The 25,724-nt window shown below is 63.0% G+C and carries 19 protein-coding genes; 14 read left to right on the forward strand and 5 right to left on the reverse strand.

All coding sequences use genetic code 11. The annotated features are described in order from the left end of the window. Positions 1-156 precede the first annotated feature (156 nt). The 4 genes from fabF (at position 157) to lgt (ending at position 5,378) form a co-directional block, all read left to right on the forward strand. Positions 157-1,419, forward strand: coding sequence for a beta-ketoacyl-ACP synthase II (fabF, locus tag Q5H93_RS04950; protein WP_305005389.1), 1,263 nt, complete (start codon positions 157-159; stop codon positions 1,417-1,419). 26 nt (positions 1,420-1,445) lie between these two features. Continuing rightward, positions 1,446-2,171, forward strand: coding sequence for a ribonuclease III (gene rnc, locus Q5H93_RS04955; RefSeq protein WP_305005390.1), 726 nt, complete (start codon positions 1,446-1,448; stop codon positions 2,169-2,171). 195 nt (positions 2,172-2,366) lie between these two features. Continuing rightward, positions 2,367-4,286 carry an NAD(+) synthase gene (gene nadE / locus Q5H93_RS04960; protein ID WP_305005391.1) on the forward strand — a complete coding sequence of 640 codons (1,920 nt, stop codon included), beginning with the start codon at positions 2,367-2,369 and terminating at the stop codon, positions 4,284-4,286. A gap of 123 nt (positions 4,287-4,409) precedes the next feature. Next, positions 4,410-5,378, forward strand: a complete 969-nt coding sequence (gene lgt / locus Q5H93_RS04965; RefSeq protein WP_369810990.1) for a prolipoprotein diacylglyceryl transferase — start codon at positions 4,410-4,412, stop codon at positions 5,376-5,378. A gap of 155 nt (positions 5,379-5,533) precedes the next feature. Here the strand turns inward: lgt and Q5H93_RS04970 are convergent, their stop codons facing one another. Both Q5H93_RS04970 and yidD read right to left on the reverse strand, forming a co-directional pair. Continuing rightward, a complete protein-coding gene (locus Q5H93_RS04970) occupies positions 5,534-6,442 on the reverse strand; it encodes a hypothetical protein (protein ID WP_305005393.1) in 909 nt (302 codons plus the stop codon). Positions 6,443-6,671: 229 nt separating this feature from the next. Further along, positions 6,672-6,896, reverse strand: coding sequence for a membrane protein insertion efficiency factor YidD (gene yidD / locus Q5H93_RS04975; RefSeq protein WP_305005394.1), 225 nt, complete (start codon positions 6,894-6,896; stop codon positions 6,672-6,674). Positions 6,897-7,184: 288 nt separating this feature from the next. On the opposite strand from yidD, the gene Q5H93_RS04980 reads away from it, so the two are divergent. Then, positions 7,185-9,467, forward strand: a complete 2,283-nt coding sequence (locus Q5H93_RS04980; protein ID WP_305005395.1) for a S46 family peptidase — start codon at positions 7,185-7,187, stop codon at positions 9,465-9,467. A gap of 56 nt (positions 9,468-9,523) precedes the next feature. On the opposite strand, the gene Q5H93_RS04985 is transcribed toward Q5H93_RS04980, so the two are convergent. Then, positions 9,524-10,255, reverse strand: coding sequence for a M48 family metallopeptidase (locus Q5H93_RS04985; RefSeq protein WP_305005396.1), 732 nt, complete (start codon positions 10,253-10,255; stop codon positions 9,524-9,526). Between the two features lie 81 nt (positions 10,256-10,336). On the opposite strand from Q5H93_RS04985, the gene Q5H93_RS04990 reads away from it, so the two are divergent. Both Q5H93_RS04990 and Q5H93_RS04995 read left to right on the forward strand, forming a co-directional pair. Then, complete coding sequence (locus tag Q5H93_RS04990; RefSeq protein WP_305005397.1) at positions 10,337-11,218, forward strand: hypothetical protein; 882 nt, start codon at positions 10,337-10,339, stop codon at positions 11,216-11,218. Between the two features lie 26 nt (positions 11,219-11,244). Further along, positions 11,245-13,332: a ComEA family DNA-binding protein gene (locus Q5H93_RS04995; protein WP_305005398.1), complete on the forward strand. Its 2,088-nt coding sequence runs from the start codon at positions 11,245-11,247 to the stop codon at positions 13,330-13,332. 375 nt (positions 13,333-13,707) lie between these two features. On the opposite strand, the gene Q5H93_RS05000 is transcribed toward Q5H93_RS04995, so the two are convergent. After that, positions 13,708-14,340, reverse strand: coding sequence for a response regulator (locus Q5H93_RS05000; RefSeq protein ID WP_305005399.1), 633 nt, complete (start codon positions 14,338-14,340; stop codon positions 13,708-13,710). A 492-nt stretch (positions 14,341-14,832) separates the two neighbouring features. Here Q5H93_RS05000 and Q5H93_RS05005 point away from each other — a divergent pair, with 492 nt between their 5' ends. The 7 genes from Q5H93_RS05005 (at position 14,833) to Q5H93_RS05035 (ending at position 21,401) form a co-directional block, all read left to right on the forward strand. After that, positions 14,833-14,964 carry a hypothetical protein gene (locus Q5H93_RS05005; protein WP_305005400.1) on the forward strand — a complete coding sequence of 44 codons (132 nt, stop codon included), beginning with the start codon at positions 14,833-14,835 and terminating at the stop codon, positions 14,962-14,964. A 343-nt stretch (positions 14,965-15,307) separates the two neighbouring features. Further along, positions 15,308-15,622, forward strand: a complete 315-nt coding sequence (locus Q5H93_RS05010) for a hypothetical protein (protein WP_305005401.1) — start codon at positions 15,308-15,310, stop codon at positions 15,620-15,622. 100 nt (positions 15,623-15,722) lie between these two features. Continuing rightward, entirely contained in the window at positions 15,723-16,535 is an 813-nt protein-coding gene (locus Q5H93_RS05015) for an alpha/beta fold hydrolase (protein WP_305005402.1), read from the forward strand. After that, entirely contained in the window at positions 16,532-17,773 is a 1,242-nt protein-coding gene (locus Q5H93_RS05020) for a sensor histidine kinase (protein WP_305005403.1), read from the forward strand. The genes Q5H93_RS05015 and Q5H93_RS05020 overlap by 4 nt, the downstream gene beginning before the upstream one ends. Positions 17,774-17,974: 201 nt before the next feature. Further along, positions 17,975-19,429 (forward strand): sensor histidine kinase, encoded by a 1,455-nt coding sequence (locus Q5H93_RS05025; protein ID WP_305005404.1) that lies wholly within the window; start codon positions 17,975-17,977, stop codon positions 19,427-19,429. Between the two features lie 8 nt (positions 19,430-19,437). Beyond that, positions 19,438-19,839 (forward strand): response regulator, encoded by a 402-nt coding sequence (locus tag Q5H93_RS05030; RefSeq protein ID WP_305005405.1) that lies wholly within the window; start codon positions 19,438-19,440, stop codon positions 19,837-19,839. A gap of 218 nt (positions 19,840-20,057) precedes the next feature. Beyond that, the gene (locus Q5H93_RS05035) at positions 20,058-21,401 is read left to right on the forward strand and encodes an NHL repeat-containing protein (protein ID WP_305005406.1); all 1,344 of its coding nucleotides are present in this window, start codon (positions 20,058-20,060) and stop codon (positions 21,399-21,401) included. 497 nt (positions 21,402-21,898) lie between these two features. Here the strand turns inward: Q5H93_RS05035 and Q5H93_RS05040 are convergent, their stop codons facing one another. Further along, on the reverse strand, positions 21,899-25,582 hold the full coding sequence (locus Q5H93_RS05040; RefSeq protein ID WP_305005407.1) for a reprolysin-like metallopeptidase: 3,684 nt from the start codon (positions 25,580-25,582) through the stop codon (positions 21,899-21,901). Positions 25,583-25,724 lie beyond the last annotated feature (142 nt).

Consider the following 25,724-nt stretch of genomic DNA (forward strand, 5'->3'; position numbering starts at 1 on the left):
CAGGCGCTAACTGGCAGCTGAGCGGCCCCCGCGTGGGCTGCCCTGCGGAGCGCGTGCTGCTGGCCCCCGCTTAGACTTCAGTACCGGCCGGCTCGCCGCCGGCCGGTTTTGCTGTTTTATTCTCTTTCAACTTTTTGCGCCTGCTGGCGCCCGCTTATGTCGTCCATTCGACGCGTCGTCGTTACCGGAATCGGAGCTATTACACCGCTGGGCAAAACTGCCCCGGCTTATTGGGAGGGCCTGCGCTCGGGCACGAGCGGCGCCGCGCCCATCACCCGCTTCAATGCCGAGAAGTTTAAAACCCGCTTCGCCTGCGAGGTAAAGGACTATAACATGACCGATTACTTCGACCGCAAACAGGGGCCGAAGATGGACATGTTCACGCAGTTCGGGGTTATTGCTTCCGACGAGGCCATTGCCGACGCCGGCCTGCTGGCCGAGGGCGGCAACATAGACAAGGACCGGGTGGGCGTTATCTGGGGCTCGGGCATCGGCGGGCTGCGCTCGCTGCAGGAAGAATGCTTCCAGTTTGAGCGGGGCGACGGGACGCCGCGCTACTCGCCGTTCTTCATCCCGCGCATGATTGCCGACTCCGCGTCGGGCAACATCAGCATCAAAAACGGCTTCCGCGGGCCGAACTTCGTGACGACCTCGGCCTGCGCCTCGTCGAACGACGCTATTATCGCGGCTTTCAACAACATCCGCCTCGGCCTGGCCGACGTGGTGGTGACCGGCGGCTCCGAAGCCGCCATCACCGAATCGGGCGTGGGCGGCTTCAACGCCCTCAAAGCCATGAGCGAGCGCAACGACGACCCGGCTTCGGCTTCGCGACCTTATGACAAGGACCGCGACGGCTTCGTGCTGGGCGAAGGTGCGGGCGCCATCATCCTCGAAGAATACGAGCACGCCAAGGCGCGCGGCGCGAAAATCTACTGTGAGATGATTGGCGGCGGCATGTCGTCGGACGCTTACCACATCACCGCGCCCGACCCCAGCGGCTCCGGCGTGGTGCTGGTGATGCGCAACGCGTTGCGCGACGCCGGCATCCAGCCCGAGGATGTGGATTACATCAACACCCACGGCACGAGCACGCCGCTCGGCGACGGGGCCGAAATCAAGGCCATCGAAACCGTGTTCGGCGAGGCGGCCAAAAAGCTCAACATCTCCTCGACCAAGAGCATGACCGGCCACCTGCTGGGCGGCGCGGGCGGCGTGGAGGCAGTGGCCTGTATTCTGGCAATGCAGCACAACATCGTGCCGCCCACCATCAACCTGCACACCCCGGACCCGGAAATCAACCAGGAGCTGAACTTCACGCCGAACGTGGCGCAGGAGCGCGAGGTGAACGTGGCGATGAGCAACACCTTTGGCTTCGGCGGGCACAATACGTCGGTGATTTTCCGCAAGCTGGCGGAGTAGTCCGTTCGCATTTTATGGCGCTGCCGTTGTTTGGTTTATTTCGCCGGATAGTCGGGGGCGACAAGGAGTTCCGGCAGGCCATCACCACGGTGACGGGCCTGTCGCCGACGAACGCGCAGCTGTACCGGCTAGCCTTCACGCATTCCTCGGCGGTGCGACAACAGGGCGAGGCCGGCCGTAGCCAAAGCAACGAGCGGCTGGAGTTTCTGGGCGACGCCGTGCTAGGCACGGTGGTGGCTGAGTACCTGTTTAAGAAATTCCCCTACGAGCAGGAAGGCTTTCTGACGGAGGTGCGTTCGCGCATTGTGAACCGCGAAAGTCTGAATGCCATTGCGCTTAAACTGGGGCTGGATAAGTTGGTGATGCTGGACGCCGGGCAGGGCCGCGCCGCCCGCTCGCGCTCGGTGAATGGCAATGCGCTGGAGGCGCTGGTGGGCGCGGTGTATTTGGATTTGGGCTATAAATCGGCGCGGAAATTTATCCTGAACCGGCTGGTGAAAGGGTTTGTGGACGTGAAATCATTAACCACGACCACGGCTAACTTTAAGAGCAAGCTGGTGGAGTGGGCGCAGCGCGAGGGCAAAAACGTGCGCTACGATATCCATGGCGAGGCCCGGCCGGGCGGGGTGATGGAGTTCACCGCCCACGTGGTGGTGGACAATGAAAATGTGGCTACCGGGATGGGCTTGAGCAAGAAGCAGGCGGAGCAGCTGGCGGCGGAGCGGGCGCTGGCGGCGCTGGGAGTGAATTGACAAACCAAAAGCCGCAAAGCGGCGAAACGTTGGTAGCCTTAATGATAGCAAATTATCTAGAGCCGCAAAGCGGCGACACCTGACGCTGGGTGCCGCCGCTTTGCGGCTCTGACTCTTTAATGCGGTTTTTCTACCAACATGTCGCCGCTTTGCGGCTTATTGCGTTAGTACCTTTTTTCAATCAACTGCTAGTTTATGCGCATTGCCGGAGCCGCCCTGAATCAAACGCCCATCGACTGGGAAAACAACCTGCGCAATATTCGCACGGCCATTGAGCAGGCCAAAGCGGCGGGCGTGGAGCTGCTGTGTCTGCCGGAGCTGTGCTTGACGGGCTACGGCTGTGAGGACCTTTTTCTGAGTGACTGGATGCCGGCGGCGGCGCTGACGCACCTGCAGCAGGTGCGGCCCTGGACGGAGGGGATTTGCGTGGTGGTGGGCGTGCCAGTGCGGCTGAACCATCGCACCTACAACACGGCGGCGGTGCTGCGCGACGGGCAGATTCTGGGCTTTGCAGCCAAGCAGTTTCTGGCCAATGACGGGGTGCATTACGAGCCGCGCTTTTTCGTGCCCTGGGTGGCGGGCGAGACGACGACGGTGGAATTCGAGGGCGAAAGCTGGGCGCTGGGTGACCTCACGTTTGAGCACCGGGGCGTGCGGTTTGGCTTCGAGATTTGCGAGGATGCGTGGCGGCCGGACGACGTGCGGCCGGCCTGCCGGCTCACGGGGCGGGTGGATTTGATTGTGAACCCCTCGGCCAGTCACTTTGCGATGAGTAAAACGGACGTGCGGTATAAGCTGGTGCTGAATGCTTCGCGGAATTTTAACTGCACCTACCTCTACGCTAACCTACTGGGGAATGAGGCGGGACGCATTACCTACGACGGCGAAATTCTGGTGGCGCGCAACGGGCATCTGCTGAAGCGGAACCAGCTGCTGAGTTTTAAAGAGGTTGATTTGGAGTGGGTGGATGTGGACTTTGCCACCGAGCAGGAGCGGGCCGAGGAAATTGCCGCCCTGCCGGCACCCGACGAGTACCGCGAGCTGAACCAGGCGTTAGGGCTGGCATTGTTCGACTACGTGCGCAAGGCGCGGAGCAAAGGCTTTGTACTTAGCCTGAGCGGCGGGGCGGACTCCTGCCTGTGCGCGGTGGCAGTGGCCGAGATGGTGCGGCTAGGCGTGAGCGAGCTGGGCGTGGAGGAATTTAAGCGGCGCAGTGGTGCTTTCGACCCAGCTAAAAATGAAGTGGTGCAGGCCGGGGCGGGCGGCGCGGCGCTCCAGGAGGTGCAGGAACCCAATACCGAAAACCCAATACCGAAAACCGAAAACCAGCAACTCGTGGGCCACCTACTGACCTGCGCCTATCAGGGCACGGTGAATTCCTCCGACGACACCTACATTTCCGCCAAAGACCTGGCCGAGTCCATCGGGGCGCGGTTCTTCAACTGGGGCATTGACGAGGAGGTGAGCGGCTACGTGGGCAAAATTCAGGGGGCGCTAGGGCGGGAATTGAGCTGGAAAACTGACGATTTAGCGCTGCAGAATATCCAGGCACGGGTGCGGGCTCCGGGTATCTGGCTGCTGGCGAATGTGCTCAACTGCCTGCTCATTACGACCTCCAACCGCTCGGAGGCCAGCGTGGGGTATTGCACGATGGATGGCGACACGGCCGGCAGCATCTCGCCCATTGCGGGCGTCGACAAGGACTTCGTGAAGAAGTGGCTGCGCTGGGCCGAAACCGAGTTGAACTACCCGGGCCTGCGGCACGTGAATGCGCTGCAACCGACGGCCGAACTGCGCCCGCTGGAGGACAAGCAGACCGACGAGCGCGACCTGATGCCCTACACTTTGCTCAACCGCATCGAGCGGCTGGCTTTTTACGACCGGCTGAGCCCGCGGCAGGTGTTGGATACGCTGGTGACGGAGGGCACCGGCTTCGAGCGGGAGCAGCTGGCGACCTTCGTGCGGCGCTTCTACTCGCTGTGGAGCCGCAACCAGTGGAAGCGCGAGCGCTACGCGCCAAGCTTCCACCTCGACGACTACAACGTGGACCCGCGCTCCTGGCTGCGGTTTCCGATACTCAGTGGCGGGTTTCAGGAAGAATTGGCGGGGCTGTAGCTTGCTGTCATGCTGAATGCAGCGAAGCATCGTATCAGGTTCGAACGAAATCGTAGTGGCGTGAGAGGATGCTTCGCTGCGCTCAGCATGACAACCGGCCCTACCTTTGCCGGCATGAATTCTATGCTTGCTGCTATTCTCTGGGACCAGGACCCCATTTTGGCCCACCTCGGGCCGGTTACGCTGCGCTGGTACGGGCTGCTGTTTATGTCGGGCTTCGTGGTGGGCACGTTCGTGCTGACGCACATTTACCGGTCCGAAAAAGTGTCGCCGCGCTGGGTCGATGTGATAACCATTTACATGCTCATCGGCACCATTGTGGGGGCCCGGCTGGGGCACGTGTTGTTTTACGAGCCTGATATTCTGCTCAAGAATCCGCTGGAGGTGTTCATGATTTGGCACGGCGGGCTGGCCTCGCACGGGGCTACGATTGGTATTCTGTTCGCCTGCTGGCTGTTTGCGCGCAACAATAAATTCGACTACCTCTGGGTGCTCGACCGCATCGTGATTGTGGTAGGCATCGGCGGGGCGCTTATTCGGCTGGGCAACCTGATGAACTCCGAAATCGTGGGCAAGCCGACGGATGTGCCCTGGGCCTTCGTGTTTCCGCGCGATACCGAGCACCTGAAGCCGGCGCGGGCGGGGCAGACGTTCCCGGCGGGCTCGGTGACGGTGAAAACGGCGCAGGGCCGCGACGGCGAGCTGGAGGTGGCCACCACCCCCGTAGTCGGACCGCTGAGCGCCCCGGCCAACGTGGCCGTGCCGCGCCACCCCACCCAGATTTACGAAGCCCTGTTTTGCGTGGTGCTGGTGAGCCTGCTCTACGCCATCTGGAACCGGCGTAAGGACCACACGCCGCGTGGGCTCATCTTCGGGCTGTTCGTGGTGCTGCTGTTTTCGCAGCGCTTCCTGGGCGAGTACCTGAAGGAAAATCAGGTCGATTTTGAGAACGGCAACCTCTTTAACCAGGGGCAGCTGCTGAGTATTCCGCTGGTGCTAGTGGGCATCTGGGTACTGCTGCGGGCCGGGAAGAACCCCGAGAACCCGTACGGGTACGCGCCCCGGGACCTGGGGCAGGAGGAGGCGGAGTAACAGAACTTCCGTAAAAGCACGTCATCCTGAGCGCAGCGAAAGGACCTCACCCGTGCCTCGTGTGGCAGTAATTTCTTCTCGTTTGACCGATTAGAGTTACCACCACATGCGGCGCGGGCGAGGTCCTTTCGCTGCGCTCAGGATGACGTTCTGGTTTACTTGAACGTGTACTCAAACAGCCCGCCCTGCTCGGTCGAAATCAGCAGCGTTTTCGCGTCCTTAAACACGCAGCCCTCCGTCTGCCCCACGCCGGGCAGCGGAATCTGGCGCGGGGTGGCCTTCAGGATTTCCGCCCAGGAATTACCGTCCAGGATGAACATCTCGCTGCGGGCCAGCAGCACTAGGCGGCGGCCGTCGGCCCGGATGGCGGCGTCGGTGACTTCGCCGGGGATGGCGAGCTGGGTGACAGCGGTGGCGGTATAGTTGCCGGGCTGGTCGGGCACCGAGTACACTTTGCAGGTGCTGCCCAGGCCGCGGTCTTTGGTGAAGAGCCACACCCGGCCCTCGTGCCAGCGGGTGGCTTCGCAGTCGAAGTTGCGCTCCTTTTTCTTTTCGGGCGGGAAGGCGGTTTGGTCGGGATATTTGAAGTTGATTTCGGCCACCTGCTGCGGGGTTTCGGGGCGGAAGCGCAGGATGCGCAAATCGCGGCGGGCGGAGTTGTTGTTGCCGCAGTCGCCGAGGTAGTAGTTGCCCTGCGGGTCGCGGCTCAGGCTTTCCCAGTCCTTGTTTTCGCCCCCGATGGCCAGGCTGCCCAGCGCCTCGCCGGTGCCCGAAATTTTGTAGAGGGTGGGCGTGGTGCCGCCGTCGCCGAAGGTGTAGTAGGTGCCGGGCTGGTCGGCTTCGGCCAGGCCCGAGCTTTCGGGCACGGCCCCCTTGATGGTGCCCACTTGCTCCAGGCCATCGATGGCGTCGGCGGCGCCTTTCACCTGCTTGCGGCTGCCGGCCTGGGCTTCGGTCTGGTCCGATTTTTTACTCTTTTTGCCGCCTTTTTTGGATTGGCCTTCGGAGCAGGCGGCGGTGAGCAGGAGGGAGGCGAGCAGGGGGGCGACGAGGGAAATACGCATCAACGAACGGCTAGGAGAGAGGATAATCATCCTGCCTATACGCGGGGCGGGGCGTTAAAGCTACGAGAAGATGGTACGCTGGCGCGCGTCTCCGACGCGTGCCGACTGGCTGGGCGTCTCCAGACGCCCCCGGTTGCGCCGTCTGGGCTGGCCGTTCCAGGCAGCGAGCCGGAGGCTCGAACCCAGTCGGCACGCGTCGCAGACGCGCGCCAGCAGCGCAACCAAAACCCTACGGCACCGGGTCGTAGCCGTGGCCGCCCCAGGGGTGGCAGCGGCCGATGCGCCGCAATGCCAGCCGCCCCCCGCGCCAGGGGCCGTATTTCCGGATGGCCTCGGCGGCGTAGGCCGAGCAGGTGGGCGTGTAGCGGCAGCTGGCCGGCGTGAGCGGCGAAACAAGGTACCGGTACACCCAGATGAGGCCGAGGAAGAGGGCGCGGGAGAGGCTGCGGAACATTACTCAAAGATACTTGGGAGTGGTTCCAGACCACTCCAGAGTGGTGTCGGACCACTTCAGGGTGGTGTCGGACCACTTCAGAGTGGTGTCGGACCACCTCAGGGTGGTGTCGGACCACTCCAGAGTGGTTCCAGACCACTCCAGAGTGGTTCCAGACCACTTCAGGGTGGTCCGGAACCACCTTGGCACAGCCGCAACGCCCGGCTCCGTAACTTTGAGGCAACCTTCCCCGCCCGCCGGGTACTTTGGCCTCCTGACGTTTCTACTTTTCCCACCTCTTCCATTTTTATGCGAAAGAATTCCTGGTTGTGGCTGCTGCTGTTGCTGCCCTCCTTCGCCGCCCGCGCCGACGAAGGCATGTGGCTGCCGATGTTCATCAAGCGGCTCAACTACGCCGACATGCAGAAAAAAGGCCTCAAGCTGACGGCCGACGAAATCTACTCCGTCAACACCTCCAGCCTCAAGGACGCCGTGGGCCAGTTTGCCGGCGGCTGCACGGCCGAGTTCGTGAGCGCGCAGGGCCTGCTGCTCACCAACCACCACTGCGGCTACGGCGCCATCCAGAGCCACAGCACCCCCGCCAACGACCTGCTCAAAAACGGTTTCTACGCCCCCTCGCCCGCCCAGGAGCTGCCCAGCCCCGGCATCACGATGGACGTGCTGGTGCGCATGGACGACATGACCAGCCAGGTGATGGCCGGCGTGACCCCCGGCATGCCCGAGGCCGACCGCGCCGCCCTCATCGCCAAAAACCAGAAAGCCCTGGGCGACAACGCCAGCGAAAACGGCAAGTACGTGGCCTACGTGCGCGACTTTTTCGGCGGCAACGAGTTTTACCTCTTCGTGTACCAGCGCTTTGGCGACGTGCGCCTCGTGGGCACCCCGCCCGAGAGCGTGGGCAAGTTTGGCGGCGACACCGACAACTGGATGTGGCCCCGCCACACCGGCGACTTCTCGGTGTTCCGCGTGTATGCCGACAAGGACAACCAGCCCACCAAGGGCTACGAGAAGGGCAACAAGCCCTTCAGCCCCAAGAAATTCCTGCCCGTGAGCATGGCCGGCGTCAGCGAAGGCGACTTCGCCATGATTATGGGTTTCCCCGGCCGCACCCAGCGCTTCCTGCCCGCGGCCGGCCTGCAGATGATGCTCGACCAGACCCACCCCAGCAGCATCAAGCTGCGCGACACGCGTCTGAAAATCTGGAAGGAAAGCATGAACCAGAGCGCCGACCTGCGCATCAAGTACGCCAGCAAATTTGCCAGCATTGCCAACTACTGGAAGTATTTCATCGGCCAGAGCGAGGGCATGAAGCGCCTCAAAACCATCGAAACTAAGAAGGCCGAAGAAGCCCGCCTGGCCCAGTGGGTGGCCGCCGATGCCACCCGTCAGAAAGAATACGCGCCGGCCCTGGCCACCATCGACCAGGCCTACCAGCGCATGCGCGAGTATAACCTGAGCACGGTGTACTACCGCGAAGCCGGCCTGGGCAATGAAATCACGGCCTTCGCCACCCGCTTCATTCCGCTGCAAAAGCTGCTCAAAGACCCTAAAGCCGACCCCGCCGAGGTGAAGAAAATGGTGGAAGGCCTGCAGGCTGGCGCCACCGCTTTCTTCAAGGACTACGACGCCGCGACCGACAAGAAAGTCTTCGCTGCGCTCATGCAGATGTATGCTGCCGACGTGCCTAAGGCGCAACAGCCCGAGGTATTCCAGATTGTCGAGAAGCAGTACGGTAACTCTTGGGCGAAGTACGCCGATTTCGTGTTTACCAACACCTTCCTGGCCTCGAAGTCGGGCACCGAGGCCTTCCTGGCCAATCCTACCGCCGCCAAGCTCGATGCCGACCCCGCCTTCCAGACGGCCAACAGCATCTACACGAACTACGCCACCAACATCCTGCCCAAAAACCAGGAGCAGATGAGCCTGCTCGGCCCCGCTAACCGCGCCTACGTGGCCGGCATGCGCGGCATGAACGCCAATAAAGTGTACTCGCCCGACGCCAACTCGACCATCCGCCTGAGCTACGGCGCCGTGAAGGCCTACAACGGCCGCGACGCCGTGCACTACGACCTGATGACCACCGCCCAGGGCATCCTGGAGAAGGAAGACCCCACCAACCCCGAGTTCGTGGTGCCCCAGAAGGAGCTTGATTTGCTGAAAGCCAAAGACTACGGCCGCTATGCCGACCAGCGCACCGGTCAGCTGCCGGTGGCCTTCCTGACGACGAACGACATCACCGGCGGCAACTCCGGCTCGCCCGTCATCAACGGCCGCGGCGAGCTGCTGGGCCTGGCCTTCGACGGCAACTGGGAAGCCATGACCGGCGACCTTGTGTACGACGCCGACCTGAAACGCACTATCTGCGTGGATATCCGCTACGTGCTCTGGTGCATCGACAAGCTGGGCGGTGCCCCGCAGCTGGTGAGCGAAATGCAGGTGGTCAACAACGGCCCGAACCCCGGCGTAGGCGCCTCGGCCGGCGTGAGCACCGAGCTGCGCACCCAGAAAAACGGCAAGGTGAAGATGAAAGTGAAGCCGGGCAAAAAGAAGGATACGGCTTCGATGAAGTAATCCGGCTTTCGGTGAAATGAAAAGCCCCGGCGCGGTTGCGTCGGGGCTTTTTTATGTTATTTCGGCAGCCCATTCAGTTCCGTTTTCCACCGCTCCCAGTCCGGCATTAGCCGCGTTTGCAGCACATAAAATCGCGCCGAGTGGTCGGGCACCAGCAGGTGGCAGCACTCGTGCAGCAGCACGTAATCAATGCAATCCGGCGAAGCGCGGATTAAATCAACGCTCAGGCGGATGCGGTTGGTGCTGGGCGTGCAGCTGCCCCAGCGCGTGCGCATGCTGCGCACCAGCAGCGCCGGGGGCGGCAACTGAAACTCGGCGAAGCGCGGCCAGATGCGGGCGAAGGCGGCGGCAAAATGCGCCACGGCCTCGCGGGCATACCACTGGTGCAGCAGCGCCGCTACGGCCTCCGGCGCCAGCGGCGCGGGGCTGCCGATGTGCAACTGGCCGGCGGCCAGGCGCACGCCGGGCTTCGCGGTTTCGATGAAAACCAGCGGGTACGCTTCGCCCAGAAAGTAGTGCAGCGCCCCGGCTTCGTAGTGCCGGGTGGGCTGCAGCGGGGCGCGTTGGCGGAAGGCTTCCTGGTGCTTGAGAATCCAGTCGGCCTTTTTCAGCACTTGCTGCTGAACCCAGGAAAGCGGCACCCCGGCCGGAGCCGTCACGCGCACCGTGCCATCGGGGCGCACGGCGAAGCCGATGGTGCGGCGCGAGCGGAAAGCCAGTGTGTAGTCGATGCGCTGGTTGTCGAAGGTGACAAAAGCGGGCTGGGGAGCGGGTAGAAAGCGGGGCATGGACTACAAATTTCGCGCAGCCGCGCCGAAAAACGGCCGCCCCTGCTGCGAATGTCGCGCCGGCTTCCTACCTTTCCCGCTATGCAAACACATCTACCCGTTTTCATTATCTCCCTGCTAACGCTGTCCTTCGGCGCCCGTGCCCAGGCCCTGGGGCCGGGCGTGCACGGGGCACGGGCGGCGGCCCTCAGCAATGCCTCGGCCACCCTCGGCGGCGAGGTGTGGGCTATTGGCAACAACGTGGCCGGCCTGGGCTCGCTCAATACGCCGGTGGCGGGCTTCTACGCCGAGAATCGGTACTTCAGCGCGGCTCTCAACGTGGCGGCGCTGGCCGTGGCTTTGCCCATCGGCACGGTCACGCCCGGGGCCACGCCGGCCCAGCCCGCGCAGGCCAAAAACGGCGTGGCCGGCCTGGAGGTGCAGCGCTTTGGCGGCAGCCTCTACAACGAAACCCGTGCCGGCCTGGGCTATGGCTACCGCTTCGGCCTCATCAGCCTGGGCGCCCGCGTGGATATGCTGCAGGTGAGTATCGAAGGCTTGGGCAGCCGGCGCGTGGCCCTGGGCTCGCTGGGCGGGCAGATGGAGCTGCTGCCCAACAAGCTGGCCGTAGGCGTAAGTTTGTACAACCTTAATCAGGCCCGCCTGGCCTCGTACCAGGACGAGCGGGTGCCCACCATCCTGAAGGCCGGGCTGGCCTACCGCCCCAGCACGCAGGTGTTGCTGCTGGCCGAAACCGAAAAAGACGTGGAGCGCGACGCCAATTTCAAGGCGGGGCTCGAATACCGGCCAGTGCCCATTCTGGCGGCCCGCGTGGGGCTAGCCAGCCTCACCGAGCAGGTGAGCGCCGGGCTGGGGGTGCGGGCCAAAAGCCTGGAGCTGGATTATGCGGCAGCGTATCAGCAGGCGCTGGGATTCAGCCACCATCTGAGCGTGGCGAAAGTGTGGAAAGGGAAGGGGCAATGAGAAAAACCTTACTGTTTAGTGCGGTTTTGGGTGTACTGTTCACCGGTGCGGCCCAGGCCCAGGACTACGTCCGCCGCCAGCCCGACCTCGACCGCCTCACGCAGGAGTTATTTGCCGAAATCCAATCGGACCAGGTGCCCTACGAGGACCTCTACGAAACCCTGCTGCAATACTACCAGACGCCCATCAACCTCAACACCGCCAACCGGGAAGACTTGCGGGCGCTGCTGCTGCTATCGGAAAACCAGATTACCAAGCTGCTCCGCCACCGCGAGCTCCACGGCGACCTGCTGAGCGTGTACGAGCTGCAGAGCATCGAAAGCTTCGACCTGCGCACCATCAACCGCGTGCTACCCTTCGTGACGGTGCTCAGCGCCGACCCCAACTCGGCCCGCGGTAACCTCTGGCAGCGTATTGCGCACGAGGACAATAACTACCTGTTTCTGCGCTACGAGCGGGTGCTGCAGGAGCGTGAGGGCTACACCCCGCCCACGCTCTACCAGGGCCGGCCCACCACTCGCTACCTGGGCTCGCCCGACAAGGCCATTATCCGCTACCGCGTGAGCCACACCAAGGATTTCAGCCTCGGGTTCACGATGGAAAAGGACGCCGGCGAGCAGCTGGTATGGAACCCCCGGAACGGACAGTTCGGGCCCGATTACCTGTCGGCGCACTTCGTGGTGCAGGAGCGCGGGCGGCTCAAGACGCTGGCCGTGGGCGACTACCAGCTGCAGTTTGGGCAGGGGCTGCTGCTGTCGTCGGGGCTGGGCGTGGGCAAGGGGGCCGAAACGATTACAACTTTGCGGCGCTCGTCGGTGGGCGTGCGGGCGTATTCTTCCTTGCTCGAAAATACGTTTTTCCGGGGGGCGGCGGCCACCTACCAGGTGCTGCCGCGGGTGCAGGTCACAGCCTTTGCCTCGCACAAAAACATCGACGCCAACGTGCAGCAGAGCCTCGACTCGCTGGCGCAGTTCGATGAGTTTACCTCCGGCTTTCTCTACACCGGCTTCCACCGCACGGCCTCGGAAGTGGCCAACCGCCACACGCTGGCCGAAACCGTGACCGGCGGCAACGTGGGCTACACCAGTCGCAGCGGCAACCTGGCCTTCGGGGCTACGGCCGTGGCCTCGCACTACGGCACGCCGCTGCTCAAGCGCCCCGAGCCCTACAACCGCTTCGAATTCAGCGGGCGCGACAATCTGGGCCTGGGGCTCTACTACAGCTACGTGTGGCGCAACCTGCTGCTGTTTGGCGAAACGGCGCGCAGCAGCTCCGGCGGCCTCGGCACCGTCAACGGCCTGCTGGCCAGCCTGGGGCCTACCGTGGATGCGGCCCTGCTGGTGCGGCACTACGATAAGAACTTTCACACCCTCTACGGCAACGCCTTCGGCGAAAGCACCCGCAACATCAACGAAACCGGCGTGTACCTGGGCCTGAAGGTGCGCCCGGCCCCGCGCTGGGAAGTGTCGGCTTACTACGACCAGTTTCAGTTTCCCTGGCTGCGCTACCGCGTGGCGGCCCCCAGCAGCGGCCACGATGCACTGGTGCGCCTGGCCTTTGCGCCTGCCAAAACCAGCCTCTTCTACGTGCAGCTGCGCCAGCGCCTCAAGCCCCGCGACCTGCCCGCCGACGCCGACCCGCTGCGCGCCCTGCCGCTGCCCGGCGACCAGCTCCGCCAGAGCATCCTGCTGTATTACAACACTAACCCCAGCACTGCGCTCGAGCTGCGCACCCGCGTGCAGGCCCTGCGCCTGCGCGACGACGTGGGCCTGGGCTGGCGCGCCGGCTACGCCCTGGCCCAGGATGTGAGCTACCAGGTGCACCGCCGCGTCAAGCTCACCGCCCGTTACTCCGTCTTCGATGCCGACGACTACGACACCCGGCAGTATGTGTATGAGCAGGATGTGCTGCTGGCCGTGTCCATCCCGCCGCTCTACGGGCAGGGCACTCGGGCCTACGCCATCGCCGAAATCCGCCTCGGCAAGCCCCTCACGCTGTGGCTGCGCTACGCCGAAACCCGCTACCGCTACCAGAACACCGTGGGCACCGGACTGGAGGAAATCCAGGGCAATATGCGCAGCGAAGTGAAGGCCCAGCTGCGGTATAAGTTCTGAGGGCTGCTGGGGCCGGGAAAGCCGTTGGCGGTTATTTTTAAAGGAAAAGTACTATCAAACGCTAAAAAAGTGCTCCAGCTGAGCGTTTCATGTCACCGGCTGAGCGTTTCATGACGCCGGTTGGGTGTTTGATGTCACCGGCTGAGGGGTTGAAATCTCCGGCGGATTGTTTGAAAACGGCGGCCGGGCGTTTGTTGCCAACGGCTGGGTGTTCGAAGGCGGCGGCGGGGCGTTCCAGGCCGGCGGCGGTGGCTTTGGGCCCACCGGCAGGCATCTGGCGGCCTACCCAGTCAGTTGGCGGCGCTGCTGGCGGGCCCCCTGGCTTCTTGGCGGCGGGTTGGCAGCCCCGGCCCCGTCCGCCGGGGCTGCCCCGCCTCAGATGGTGCCCCGCAGGTGCTGGCTGAGCAACTGCGCCCGGCTGTTGACGTGCAGCTTGCGGTACACGTGCTTGACGTGGGTGCGGATGGTGAGCGTGGCCAGGTCGAGGCGGGTGGCAATTTCCTTGTCCGACAGCCCATCGACGATGCCCTGCAGCACCTGCTGCTCGCGGGGCGTGAGCAGGTCGGGGTGGGTGGTGGGGGTGGGCCGGAAGTGGGCCAGCACCTTGCGGCCCACGGCGCGGCTCATGGGGGCCCCGCCGCGGGCCACCTCCAGCACGGCCTCCTTAAGCTGGGCCAGGGGCGTCGATTTGGTGAGGTAGCCGGTGGCCCCGCAGCACAGGGCCTGGTAGATGTGCTCAATGTCGTCGTAGGCCGTGAGCATGATAACCTCCAGGGCGGGGTAGCGCTGCTTGAGCAGGGGCAGGGCCTCGGTGCCGCTCAGGCCGGGCAGGCCAATATCGAGCAGCAGCACCTGCGGCACCAGTGCGTCTTCCAGCTGGGCCAGCAAGTCCTCAATGGAATCGGCCACCAGCAGCCGCCCGATTTCCTCTGCCTCCGAAAAATACGTGCGAAGCATTTCGGCCGTGAAAACATTGTCTTCGACGATGCCTAATGATAATTTCTGCATGTATTCTCTATTATTATAAAAATAAAATAAATCGTAGTAATAATCAGGGCGCTATTCCGCAGCGCCAGCGTCGTATGGCGGCTCAGCCAGCGCTTTGATACGTCCAACTACTGGCAGTATGCAAAAGTAGGGGCGCCTAAAAAACCACTGATACCAAACGCCTACCCTATTTGCGGGTCATGCCGGCCGGGCGGGCACTGGTAACCTGCCGCGCCGTGGCCCCGCTCGCCGCCTTGCGCCGGGGCCGGAGCCGGAGCGGCGGCCTCGTCTGCCCGGGCGGGCGTTTGGGGCAGCCGGCTGGCCGGTAATAGCTTGTGCCGGATAAGGCAGCCGGCCGCCAAAATGATAGTGCGAGCGGCAGCAGGCGTTGCCCGACCCAAAAACAGCCGCGGATAAAACCACCGCGTCTACCGCATTTAAGGTAGGCTTTTTTTGAACGGCCGGCAGCAGCGCCAGTAATTTTGTGTGTTGCCAACCTCTACCTGTCTTGCTATGAAACCTGCTCCTGCGTCCTCCTTGCCGCCTCCGCTGCCCTCCCAGACGCACCAACAACGGCTTTCGGCCAGGGTGTGGAGCCTGTTTCTGCTGCTACTCCTGACTGTGCTGCTGCTGGCCCGTTTCTGAGCCCCGCCCTCGCTGCCCGGCACATCATGAGCTGTGCCACGCTGGCATACGGCGGTTCCGGCGCTTTGGCTGAAAACCAGGTGTTGATAGTAGCTGCTCTGCTATTTGCCAGGTTTTAGGCCCCGCGCCGCTCACGCCCCCTGCCGGCTGCCGCTGCCTGCCTGTAGCCCCTCGGCGCGGGGCCGGCTGCGCCAAGCCATAGCCACCATAAGTAGGTTACTACGCAGCCCGCCCAGTGGCTGCCGGTCCAGCTGTCGCCCGCCCGGTGCGTTGGCAGTGCCGGGCCGGGTGGCCTCCTGCTTCTACTTTATTTTCACCACCAACCGCACTAAATTTTCATCCCATGAATGAGTTTCGAATTGTTCAGGTAGAGCCCCTGACGCACCCCCTGCCCTATGCCGTGGAAGAGCGTCGCAAGGTCTGGTGTTCATTCTGGTCAAGGTGGCAGTTTCTCAAAGAATGGACCGACCTGCCCTGGCGCTGGCGGGTGCCGCTGCTGAAATTTCAAACGCCCGCCCTGGCCCGGCTGCACATTGATCAGCGCATGGCCCGGCAGGCCGAGCAGCAGCTTTTGCAGGAGCAGAAGAAATTGGAGAAGCAGCAGCGCCAGCAGCTCCCCCGGGTGATTGAGGTGCTACGGGTGCCGCAGCCCTGCTAGCGTCTGCGCGGCAGTAGCTTTCCCCGCCGGCGGCGGCTGAAGCCCGCCTTTTAACAGCAGTTGCGTACCTTTTATTATCCATTAGCTGGATAATTCGATTATGAATACTTTGAAGCGGCATCACGTCAGCGTGTCGGGCACGGGGGGGCAGGCTATGGTATTTGTGCATGGCTTTGGCTGCGACCAGCATATGTGGCGGCTGGTGGCCCCGGCCTTTGAGGCGCAGTACCAGGTGGTACTGCTTGATTTGGTGGGCGCCGGCGGCTCCGACCTGGCGGCCTACCAGCCGGCGCGCTACGCCACCCTGGCCGCCCATGCCGAAGACGTGTGCGAAGTGCTCCAGACCCTGCACCTGCACGAGGTCGTGTTTGTGGGCCATTCGGTGAGTGCCATGATTGGGGTGCTGGCGGCCATCCGCGAGCCGGCGCGGTTTGCCCGGCTCGTGCTGGTGGCGCCTTCGCCCTACTACCTCAACGAAGGCCCCTACACGGGCGGGTTCGAGCCGCACGATATTGACGACCTGCTCGGGGCAATGGATATTAACTACCTGGGCTGGACGGCCGCGTTTGCGCCCGTAGTGATGGCCAACCCTGACCAGCCCGCGCTGGCCGCTGAGCTGGCTAATAGCTTTTGCCGCACCAACCCCGACATTGCCCGGCACTTTGCCGACGTCACCTTTCGGAGCGACAACCGCGCCGACCTGCCGCACGTGCGCACCCCTAGCCTGATTCTGCAGAGCGCGCGCGACCTCATTGCCCCGCTGGCCGTAGGCTACTACATGCACGAGCAGCTGCCCGACAGCGACCTCGTGGTGCTGGATACTACCGGCCACTGCCCGCACCTCAGTGCGCCGCAGGCCACCATTGCGGCCATACGCGCCTACCTGCGACCGACCTCCCATCTACCTACATGAACGCTGAACCCGAGGACGGCGCCCCCGCCGGCCACGACCTGCGCCTGACCCAGCAAAACGCCGAAGAGCTATACGAGCAGGCGCCGTGCGGCTACTGTTCCTGCCTGCCCGACGGCACGCTGGTGAAGCTCAACCAGACGCTGCTCGACTGGCTGGGCTACACCCGCGAGGAGCTGGTGGCCCGCCAGGGCCTGCAGCAGCTCCTGACCATGGGGGGCGCGCTGCACTTCGAGCTGCATGGCATGCCGCTGCTGCTGCTGCAGGGCTACGTGCGGGAGCTGAGCTACGAGCTGCGCCGCAAAAACGGCACCACCCAGGCGGTGCTGCTCAATGCCACCCTGCTGCGCGACACCGACGGCTCGCCGCTGGTGGCGCGCCTCACCATGTTCGACATCACCGCCCGGCGGCAGTACGAGCTGGAGCTGCTGCAGGCCAAACAGCTGGCCGACAGCCAGCGCGAGCAGCTGGCCCAGGCCAACGCCGCCCTGCTGGAAAATAACAAGCTGCTCACGCGCACCAACGCCGACCTCGATACCTTCATTTACACGGCCTCGCACGACCTGCGGGCGCCCATCACCAACATCGATGGCCTGCTGACGCTGCTCCACCGCCAGCTGCCCCCCGAAGTGCGGCAAGCCACGGCCATCGCGCACATTCTGGGTCTGATGAAAACGTCCGTGGACCGCTTCATGGGCACCATTCACCAGCTCACCGATATCATCCGGCTGCAGAAGTCGCAGGCCCCGCACGCCGAAACCATCGACCTGGCGGCCCTGCTCGACGACATTTGCCTCGACCTGACGCCGCAGCTCCGCGCCGCGGCCGTCCAGCTCACGGTAGAGGTAAGCCAGTGCCCCGAGGTGGCCTTCGCACCCAAGCACTTGCGGAGCATCCTGTATAACCTGGTCAGCAATAGCATCAAGTACCGGCACCCCGACCGTCCGCCCGCGGTGGTGGTGCGGTGCCGCCGGCACGGTACCACCACCATTCTGGAAGTGGAGGACAATGGCCTGGGAATGAGTGCTGCGCAGCAAGGCAAGCTTTTCGGCCTGTTCCAGCGTCTGCATTATCACGTGCAGGGCTCGGGCGTGGGGCTCTACATGGTCAAGCGCATCGTGGAAAACGCCGGCGGCACCATCACGGTGCAGAGCCAGCCCAACGTGGGGGCTACGTTTACCGTGGCGCTGCCCGCGCAAGCCGTCAGCAGCGAGGAGCCCGCCCTGCAGCCGCTGGAGTAGCCGGGCGCCGCTGGCCCGTAAAGGTCCCGGCTACCACCCGCATATAGGGTAGGCTATTTGGGGCAGTAGCAGAATTAAAAGCTGGAATTTTACGCTACCATTAGCCGCCTCGGCTGGAGGCCCTTCGATGGTCCGCCATTTATTTCGTGTTATACTTATTGCCAGAAACTGGGTACCACGCAGCAAGAAACCGAAACAGTAATGACCCAGCACAGCCTAAAGCAACAGCATGCGCAACTCAACGCCCTGTTAGAAAGCATTGATGACGCGTTTGTTGCCCTGGATAAGACGTGGCGCCTGACGTATATCAACAGCGCCGCCGAGCAGCTGCTCAACATCAGCCGGGAGGGCGCGCTGGGCCAGAGCCTGTGGGATTTCTTTCCCGAAGCCGGGGGCAGCCTGCAGCAGCGCTACCAGCAGCACTACCAGCAGGCCCTCGATACCGGCCAAACGGTGCGCTTCGATGCGCACTTTGCCAATGGAAAGCGTTGGATGGAAGTGAAGGCCCGACCGTTTGCCGGGGGGCTGTCGGTCCAGTTTACGGATATCAGCGCCCGGCTGGCGGCTGACCATCAGCTGCAAATGCTGGCGCAGGTAGTGCGCGGCATCGACAGCGGCGTCATCATCACCGACGCGCGCGGCCGCACCGAATGGGTGAACGATGCCTTTACCAGGCACACCGGCTATACCCTGGCCGAGCTGTTGGGCCGCTCGCCGGGCTCGATGCTGCAAGGGCCCGAAACCGACCCCACCACCGTGGCGCACATTCGCGAGCGCCTGAAGCGGCAAACTGCGTTTTCAGTTACCATTCTGAATTACAAGAAGTCGGGGCAGAAACTATGGGTGGCGATGGACATCACCCCCATTTTTGATGAGGATGGGGAGCTGAGGCAGTTTGTGGCCATCCAGCAGAACGTGACCTACCGCAAAGAAATTGAGGCCAGCCAGGCCAAAATAGCCCAGAACCTGTACCGGCATAATCGTGACCTGCAGCAGTTTACCTATGTCATCTCGCACAACCTGCGCGCCCCCCTGGCCAATGCGCTGGGGCTGGCCACGGTGCTAACCCGGGTCGACAAAAACAGTGAAGCCTTCGGCGTCACTCTCACCAACCTGCGCCTGAGCATGGTGCAAGCCGACGCCGTGCTGCAGGACCTGAATACGGTCCTCTCCATTCAGGACGAAAAGGATGTGCTGGAAGTGGAGCCGCTGGTGCTGGAAAGCGTTTGTAAGCAAGTGCTTTGCGACCTTAAAGAGTTGCTGCAGCAGTGCCAGGGCCAGGTCAATATCAGCATTAGCAAGGGCCTGGTCACGCGTGGCAACCGGGCTTACCTCTACAGCATATTTTACAACCTGCTGTCCAATTCCATCAAGTACCGCGCCGCCGAGCGCAACCTGAAGGTCGACATCACGGCCACTCTGGGCGCGCACGGTGGCCCCACCATTGTTTTTACCGACAATGGCTCGGGTTTCGATATGTATAAGGCTGGCTCCGAAGTATTTCAGCTCTATAAGCGCTTTCACACCAACCAGCGTGGGCGCGGCATCGGCCTGTTTCTGGTGAAGGCCCACGTGGAAGCCATGGGCGGCAAGATTGAGGTAATCAGCGAAGTGAACTTCGGCACCTGTTTCACTATCCACCTCGACCAACAGTAAGCCCTGCTATGCTAGTCTACCTCATCGACGAAGACGATATCAGCCTCTATCTCACCGAGCAAACCCTGATTCTGGAGGACTTTGCCCAGCAAATCAGGGCCTTCAGCACGGCCGAAGAAGCCCTGGCTGCGCTGGTCGCGCAGCTGGCCAGCCACCCGCCACAGGTTATCTTTCTGGACCTGAACATGCCCGTCATGGATGGCTGGGAATTTCTGGCCGCTCTGGAGCCCTACGCGGCGCAGGTGCTAAGCCAGTGCCGGATATACTTGCTTACGTCGTCGCTGGCCCTGGCCGACACCGCCCGCGCTAACACCCACCAGCTGGTGAGCGGCATCATCCACAAACCGCTTGATGAAGGAGACCTGCGGGCCATTCGGGCCACGCTAGCGCCGAACCCTGCGTTAAGTTGACGGAAAAGGCAGGCGACTACCGCATTTAGGGTAGTACTTTTTAGGGATGACCGCGAGGGACAGGGATAATTTTGTGCTAACAATTATCCCTTCTACCTATGAATTCATCCGGTACACTTCTGGCGCTCATCTCCAGCCCTCGCCACCTGGAGCCTTTAGGCCGACGCAGCCTCCATTCTATCGGCTTCGGTCAGACTAAAAGCACATTCGCCTATTGGATGCTGCTTTGCTGCTGGCTGCTGGCCCTGCCAGCGCGCAGCCAAAGCCCCAACTGGCAATGGGCTGCTCAATCGAACGGCAGCGGCGTGGGCCAGCTAAAAAGCATGGCTGTGGATGGGGCCGGCAATTCCTACGAAGTAGGATTTTTTACGGGTGCCATTCAGTTTGGCGCTACCTCGCTGGTTAGCCAGGGGCGTAGCGATGTGTTCGTAGCCAAGCTCTCGCCGGGCGGTAGCTGGGAGTGGGCCGTGGCGGCGGGTAGCGCCGACAGCGACAACGCGACGGGTATAGTAATCGATGCGACGGGCCGGATTTTTGTTAGTGGCAGCTTTAGCAGCCAGGCCCGCTTCGGCGCCAGCGTGCTCACCAGCCAAGGCGACATGGATGTGTTTGTGGCCCAGATAAGTCCGCTGGGCAAATGGCAATGGGCCACGGCGGCTGGCGGACCGGGCCAGGACCGGGCCAGTGCCCTGGCCGTTGGCAGCGCCGGCGACCTAGTGGTAGGCGGACGGTTTACCGACACGGTCGCTTTCGGCACCAGCCAGCTAGTGAGCAAGGGCAGCAGCGATGCCTTCGTGGCTCGCCTCACGCGCACGGGCACGTGGCAATGGGGCATCGGGGCGGGAGGCGAAGAAAATGACGAGGTTAGTGCCTTGGCAGTTAATGCCGCCGGCGACATTTATGCCACCGGTTATTTTAGTAATACCGTAGCTTTCGGCAGTAATCTGCTAACCGGGCAGGGGATGGACGATGCCTTCGTGGCCAAGCTGAGCAGCGGCGGGCGGTGGCAATGGGCCACGGCCGCTACCGCCACCAACACTGCCTACGGCAAAGGGCTGGCGGCGGACCCGGCCGGCGGCGTGTTCGTGACGGGCTCCTTCTGGGGGATGGCACAGTTCGGGCCTACGAAGCTCAACAGCAATGCCAGCGACGACGGCTTCGTGGCCAAGCTGGACGATACGGGCGCGTGGCAATGGGTGGCTCCCCTGGCCAGCGACTACCTGGAGAGCATCGTTGGCATTGCGCTCGATAAGACGGGCCGGATTTACATTGCCGGCACCTTTAGCCGCAGCATTCAGGGGGGCGCCTTCCGACTTAGCAGCCGCGGCCAGCAGGATGTGTTTGTGGGTTACATTAGCCGGCAGGGCAACTGGCTGGGCCTTACGGCTGGCGGCGGCTCGGGTACGGACGAAACCAATGCCATGGCCCTGACGCCGGGCGGTAACGTGTTTGTGGGTGGCGGCTTTAGTAAGCAAGCAATGTTCGGAGCTACGCAGCTACAGTCTGGTACTGCTGCAACTCAGGTGTGCGTGGGCCGGGCCGCAGTGGGTCCGCAGCCATAAAGGATTGTCGTTTAGAGTGATTTAAGCTTAACGTCCAAGAGCAGCTGCTGAGCCGCCAAGGGTGCAGCGTGAATGCAGGAAGGTTGTGAGAGGCATAACGCGCACCGTCCGGTGCGCGGTTAGAAATAATCCTCAACGAGCCGCTTAAGTGCGGGCGAACGAGGGTTTAGTGTTGCATACACTATAGAAAGAAACCGGCTTCTGGCCGGTTTTTTTCTGCCTGGAAGGTAGGTTTATTGTTAGTGAGTAAGGTGCGTTAGGCTGCAGACTATCAGTATACGACCGTTGAGCGCCCTTGTGGCAGTGGTTATGTTTGTAGAGTTGCCAACTCTGATTTAGCCGTCGCAGCTGCGGGTAGGAAACGTGACTTCCCGAAAGAAAAACAGCAGGCCGGAGGAAGCAAACGCTAATCGTGAGCCGCTAGCAGCATCTGCCACAAAAAAAGGCGGCCCCCGCTACCGGGAGCCGCCTTTTTGCGGTGCGCTAAGCCGAGGTGCTTAGTTTTTCAGCAGGCGCTGCACCACCGTGCCCTGGGGCAGGGTGAGGTGCAACTGATACACGCCGGTAGCCAGCTTGCCCAGGTCGAGCGAGTGCTGGAGCACGGTGCCATTCTTGCTGAGCTGCTCCTGCGCCACGGTGCGGCCCAGGGCATCGGTCACGCGCAGGGCCACGGCGCCGCGCTGGCTGTTGTCGATGCTCAGGTTGAAGGTGCCGGTACTGGGGTTGGGGTACACCGCTACACCCAGCTGCTGGGCCGACTGCTGGGCGCTGAGGCCTACGGCCTCGTTGGTCCATTCTGAGCAGCCGTTGGTGTTGCAGGCCCGCACGCGGTAGAAATACTGGCCGCTTGTGTACAGCACGTCTTCGTAGATACCGCCCGAAATCTGCGCCTGAGCTGGCACTTGCAGGGTGTTCAGCAGCGTAAAATTCTGGTTGTTGTTGGGCGAGCGTTGAATTTCATAGTACGTGGGTACGCCGCCGGTGCCGGGCATCGTCCAGATGGACTGCAGGGTGGTAGTGTTGTTGGCGCGGCCCGCGTCAATAACCGTCAGCGACGAGGGGGCGGCCGGTACTTCGCCTACCAGGCACAGCTCCAGCGTCCAGGCCGTGATGCGGCCCCCGTTGCCCGCCATGTTGTCCGACACCGACAGGGTCCAGTTGCCGTTGGCAGGGCTGCCCGTCAGAGCGTTCAGCGGGTTGGCCGGGCGCACGGTGGCGTTGCTGGTGAGGGGGCAGGAAATAGCCGCCGTGGCCAGGTCGTCGAAGCTCAGGTTGATGTCGGCGGTGCCGGGGCAGGTGCCGCGCGGAATCACCACCACGCTAACGCCCTGCGGGTTGATAAGGGTTACTTCCACCTCTTCCACGGCCGAGTGCGTAACGGCCAGGTTGCGCAGGCGCACTTCGCCCACCCGCTCGGTACTGGCGATGGTCGTTACCGAGTTAGCTGTCACGCCCGCCGTCAGGAAAATGGGACGGGGCACGTTGGTGGCCACTGTCGGCACGCAGGTCTGGATGCCGGTACGGAAAGTTTGCACGGCCGAGAACGGCGCCGTCGCGCAGGGGCTGAGGGCCCGCACGCGCCAGTAGTAAGTAGTGGTGGGGTTCAGGTTTGCGGTGGGCGTGTAGTTGTTGGTGGTCACGGTGATGGGCGTGCCCAGCACCAGGGTGCCAGCGGCAAAGGTGTTGTCGGTGGCCACCTGCAGCTCGTAGCCCGTGGCATTGGCCACGGCCGACCACACAAAGCGCGGCCGGTAGCTGGTGGGGATTCCCCCCTGCGAGTTGGGCGAGGTGGCTGAGGCCGTGCCGGTAGCGGCCGGCTGCACCACGAAGCTCAGGGTTTGTACCTGCGTGACGCTGCCGCTGGTGCCCGACAGGGTCAGCGCATAGGTGCCGGGGGCGGTGGAGGCGGCCACGTTCACGGTCACCGTCGAGGTGCCGGGGGTGCTGCCTACCGTCACGCTGGGCGTGCCATACGTCACGTTGATGCCAGCGGGCAGGTTGTTGGCACTCAGGGCCACCGTGCCGGTGAAGCCCGTAATCTGACCCACCGAAATCGTGGTGCTGGCCGAGGCGCCGGGGCAGGCGCTGAGGGTGGCAGGAGTAGCCGCCGGCGCCAGGAAGAAGGTCGGGCCCGAGTTGCCCACCACGCGGAAGTTTTGGTTCGAGATGTCGAAGAAGACGTTGCCATTGGCGCGCACCATCACGCGGGCGGTGTTGGTAGTGGGTGCCGTCAGGGGCACCGTGATGGTTTCCGAGCCATCATTCGGCACGGCCGTGGCCAGGGTGATGGGGTAGGTGAAGCCCCCATCGTTCGAAAGCAGAATGTCCACGTTGGCCGCGTTGATGGGCGCGGCAGTGGTGTTGGCCACATCCCAGGTTACCTGGGCCGGAGCGCCGGCTTGCCACACAATGCTGCTGGTGTTGGGCAGCGTGACGAGGAACGGACCAGCCGTGCCCACCACCTGCATGCTCATGGCGTCGTAGTCCACGGCACCGCCGCCCACGCGGTTGTCGCGGGCCACGAAGCGGAAGTTGAGGTTGCGGGCGTAGGTAGGCAGTCGCTCGCCGATGTTGGTGGTATTATTCACCAGGTCACTCAGGCGGGGGAAGTAGCGCGTGGGCGACGTCGTGGGCACGAAGTCGCGGAAAATCGGCGCGTCGCCCTGAGGGTTGCTCACCGTGGTCAGCACGGTGCCCAGGTCAAACTGCTCCCACATGTAGGTCAGCGGGTCACCGTTGGGGTCAGTGCCCGAGCCCGTCAGCACGAAGGGCGTGCTCCGGGGGATGATGTAGTTGGCACCGGCTTCGGGCACCGGCACGCCGTTGTTGGTCGGCGTCGTCACGGCGCAGTTGCCCTGGCTGCTGGTAAGGTGCGACAGAATTTCGTCGAAGCTCTTCGAGTGGAAATATGGGATACTGTTGTCGGCAATGTCTTCCGGCGAGCAGATGCCCGCGTAGGCCATGATGGTAACGCCGCTGCCGGGCTCGTAGGCGGCCGTTGTGGCGCGGGTGGGGTTCGAGTTGGGCGGCGTGAAGCTTCCACCCACGCAGTTGCCGGCGTTCGAGGCGTGAAAAGTGTGGTTGCCGTTGAACTGGTGGCCGATTTCGTGCGCCACAAAGTCAATATCAAACGCGTCGCCCACTGGGTTGGGCAAGCCGGTTACGCCCCGGGCCTTGCCCGAGTTCACGCACACCGAAGGCCGCTGGGCAATGCCGCCGCCGCCGGTGCTAAATACGTGGCCAATATCGTAGTTGGCGTTGCCAATGATGCGGTCCACGTTTTGCTGGTTCTGGTCCAGCATCAGCGGGCCGCTGGCGTCGGTGTAAGTCGGCGAAGGCTGAGTACCGGTACCGCTCAGGAAGGTGAGCTGGTCATTATTAGGTATCAGCACCAGGCGGCAGGCAATTTCCAGCTCGTACACCCCACTCACGCGGTTAATCGACGCTACTTTGCCGGCAATGACGCCAGCGGCGGTGTTGCCCTTGGTGCGGGCGTACTCCGGCGTGTTCGACAGCGCCAGGCGGAAGGTGCGCAACTGGGTGCCGTTGGACTGGCGTTGCAGGCCTGCGGGGGCAGCGGTGCCGGGTACGCCGGGCGTCGCCACGTTCATGCTCTCATCGTTGAAGCAGCGGAAGCCCACCACCTTCGTGTTCATGGCGTTTTTGTTGAACACCAGGTGGTGCACATCGTCGCCGTAGCGCAGGGCCGGGTCGATGTAGAACGTGCGCGTGGGGCTGATAACCATGGCGTGGAAGCCCAGCGAGCTCACGTCGAGGCGGGCCACGGCCGACGGGTCGTCTACCCCCTGGGCCTGGTAAGTTTTGATTTCCGGAAACTTAGCTGCCAGGGCAGGGGCCATCACCGGTACCTGCGTCACGCGGAAGCGCTGCGAGCCGCCCTCGGGCAGTGGCAGCGAAATCACCACGTTAGAATTGCGGGCGCCCGCGCCCTGCTCGGCCGGGGCCGGCAGCAGGGCCGTCCGCATGGCCGCCATGTTCACCTCAATGGCACGGTAGCTGCTCAGCGCGGCCGTAAATTTGGATGCCTCGGTAGGTACGTCGGGATTGTTGGCCCACAGTACCTTTTGTGCCGAAGCCCCCAGCGGAGCGGCTACGCTCAGCAGGCCGGCCACCGCCAGCCGCTGCCAGGAGCGCCGCATCACAGGTAGGGTTTGAAACATAAGGAGAAATGAAAAAAGTGGAGGTTTGCGTTAGGAAAGCTCTAAAAGTAAGGATTTTTACAGAAATCCGGCCGGGTTTAGCGGCTTGCCGCCAGCACTCAAACAAAGAAACCGGCTGACTGCCAGCTAGCCGCCTAAATTA

The sequence above is a fragment of the Hymenobacter aranciens genome, assembly GCF_030580865.1.
GTDB classification, from domain to species: domain Bacteria; phylum Bacteroidota; class Bacteroidia; order Cytophagales; family Hymenobacteraceae; genus Hymenobacter; species Hymenobacter aranciens.

Coding starts and splice junctions, on each gene's coding strand:
- Q5H93_RS05030 (WP_305005405.1), top strand. CDS start 19,438: ATGCTAGTCTACCTCATCGACGAAGACGATATCAGCCTCTATCTCACC.
- Q5H93_RS04980 (WP_305005395.1), top strand. CDS start 7,185: ATGCGAAAGAATTCCTGGTTGTGGCTGCTGCTGTTGCTGCCCTCCTTC.
- nadE (WP_305005391.1), top strand. CDS start 2,367: ATGCGCATTGCCGGAGCCGCCCTGAATCAAACGCCCATCGACTGGGAA.
- Q5H93_RS05015 (WP_305005402.1), top strand. CDS start 15,723: ATGAATACTTTGAAGCGGCATCACGTCAGCGTGTCGGGCACGGGGGGG.
- Q5H93_RS05025 (WP_305005404.1), top strand. CDS start 17,975: ATGACCCAGCACAGCCTAAAGCAACAGCATGCGCAACTCAACGCCCTG.
- Q5H93_RS05040 (WP_305005407.1), bottom strand. CDS start 25,582: ATGTTTCAAACCCTACCTGTGATGCGGCGCTCCTGGCAGCGGCTGGCG.
- yidD (WP_305005394.1), bottom strand. CDS start 6,896: ATGTTCCGCAGCCTCTCCCGCGCCCTCTTCCTCGGCCTCATCTGGGTG.
- Q5H93_RS04990 (WP_305005397.1), top strand. CDS start 10,337: ATGCAAACACATCTACCCGTTTTCATTATCTCCCTGCTAACGCTGTCC.
- Q5H93_RS05020 (WP_305005403.1), top strand. CDS start 16,532: ATGAACGCTGAACCCGAGGACGGCGCCCCCGCCGGCCACGACCTGCGC.
- Q5H93_RS04970 (WP_305005393.1), bottom strand. CDS start 6,442: ATGCGTATTTCCCTCGTCGCCCCCCTGCTCGCCTCCCTCCTGCTCACC.
- Q5H93_RS05035 (WP_305005406.1), top strand. CDS start 20,058: ATGCTGCTTTGCTGCTGGCTGCTGGCCCTGCCAGCGCGCAGCCAAAGC.
- Q5H93_RS05005 (WP_305005400.1), top strand. CDS start 14,833: ATGAAACCTGCTCCTGCGTCCTCCTTGCCGCCTCCGCTGCCCTCCCAG.
- fabF (WP_305005389.1), top strand. CDS start 157: ATGTCGTCCATTCGACGCGTCGTCGTTACCGGAATCGGAGCTATTACA.
- Q5H93_RS05000 (WP_305005399.1), bottom strand. CDS start 14,340: ATGCAGAAATTATCATTAGGCATCGTCGAAGACAATGTTTTCACGGCC.
- Q5H93_RS04985 (WP_305005396.1), bottom strand. CDS start 10,255: ATGCCCCGCTTTCTACCCGCTCCCCAGCCCGCTTTTGTCACCTTCGAC.
- Q5H93_RS05010 (WP_305005401.1), top strand. CDS start 15,308: ATGAATGAGTTTCGAATTGTTCAGGTAGAGCCCCTGACGCACCCCCTG.
- lgt (WP_369810990.1), top strand. CDS start 4,410: ATGCTTGCTGCTATTCTCTGGGACCAGGACCCCATTTTGGCCCACCTC.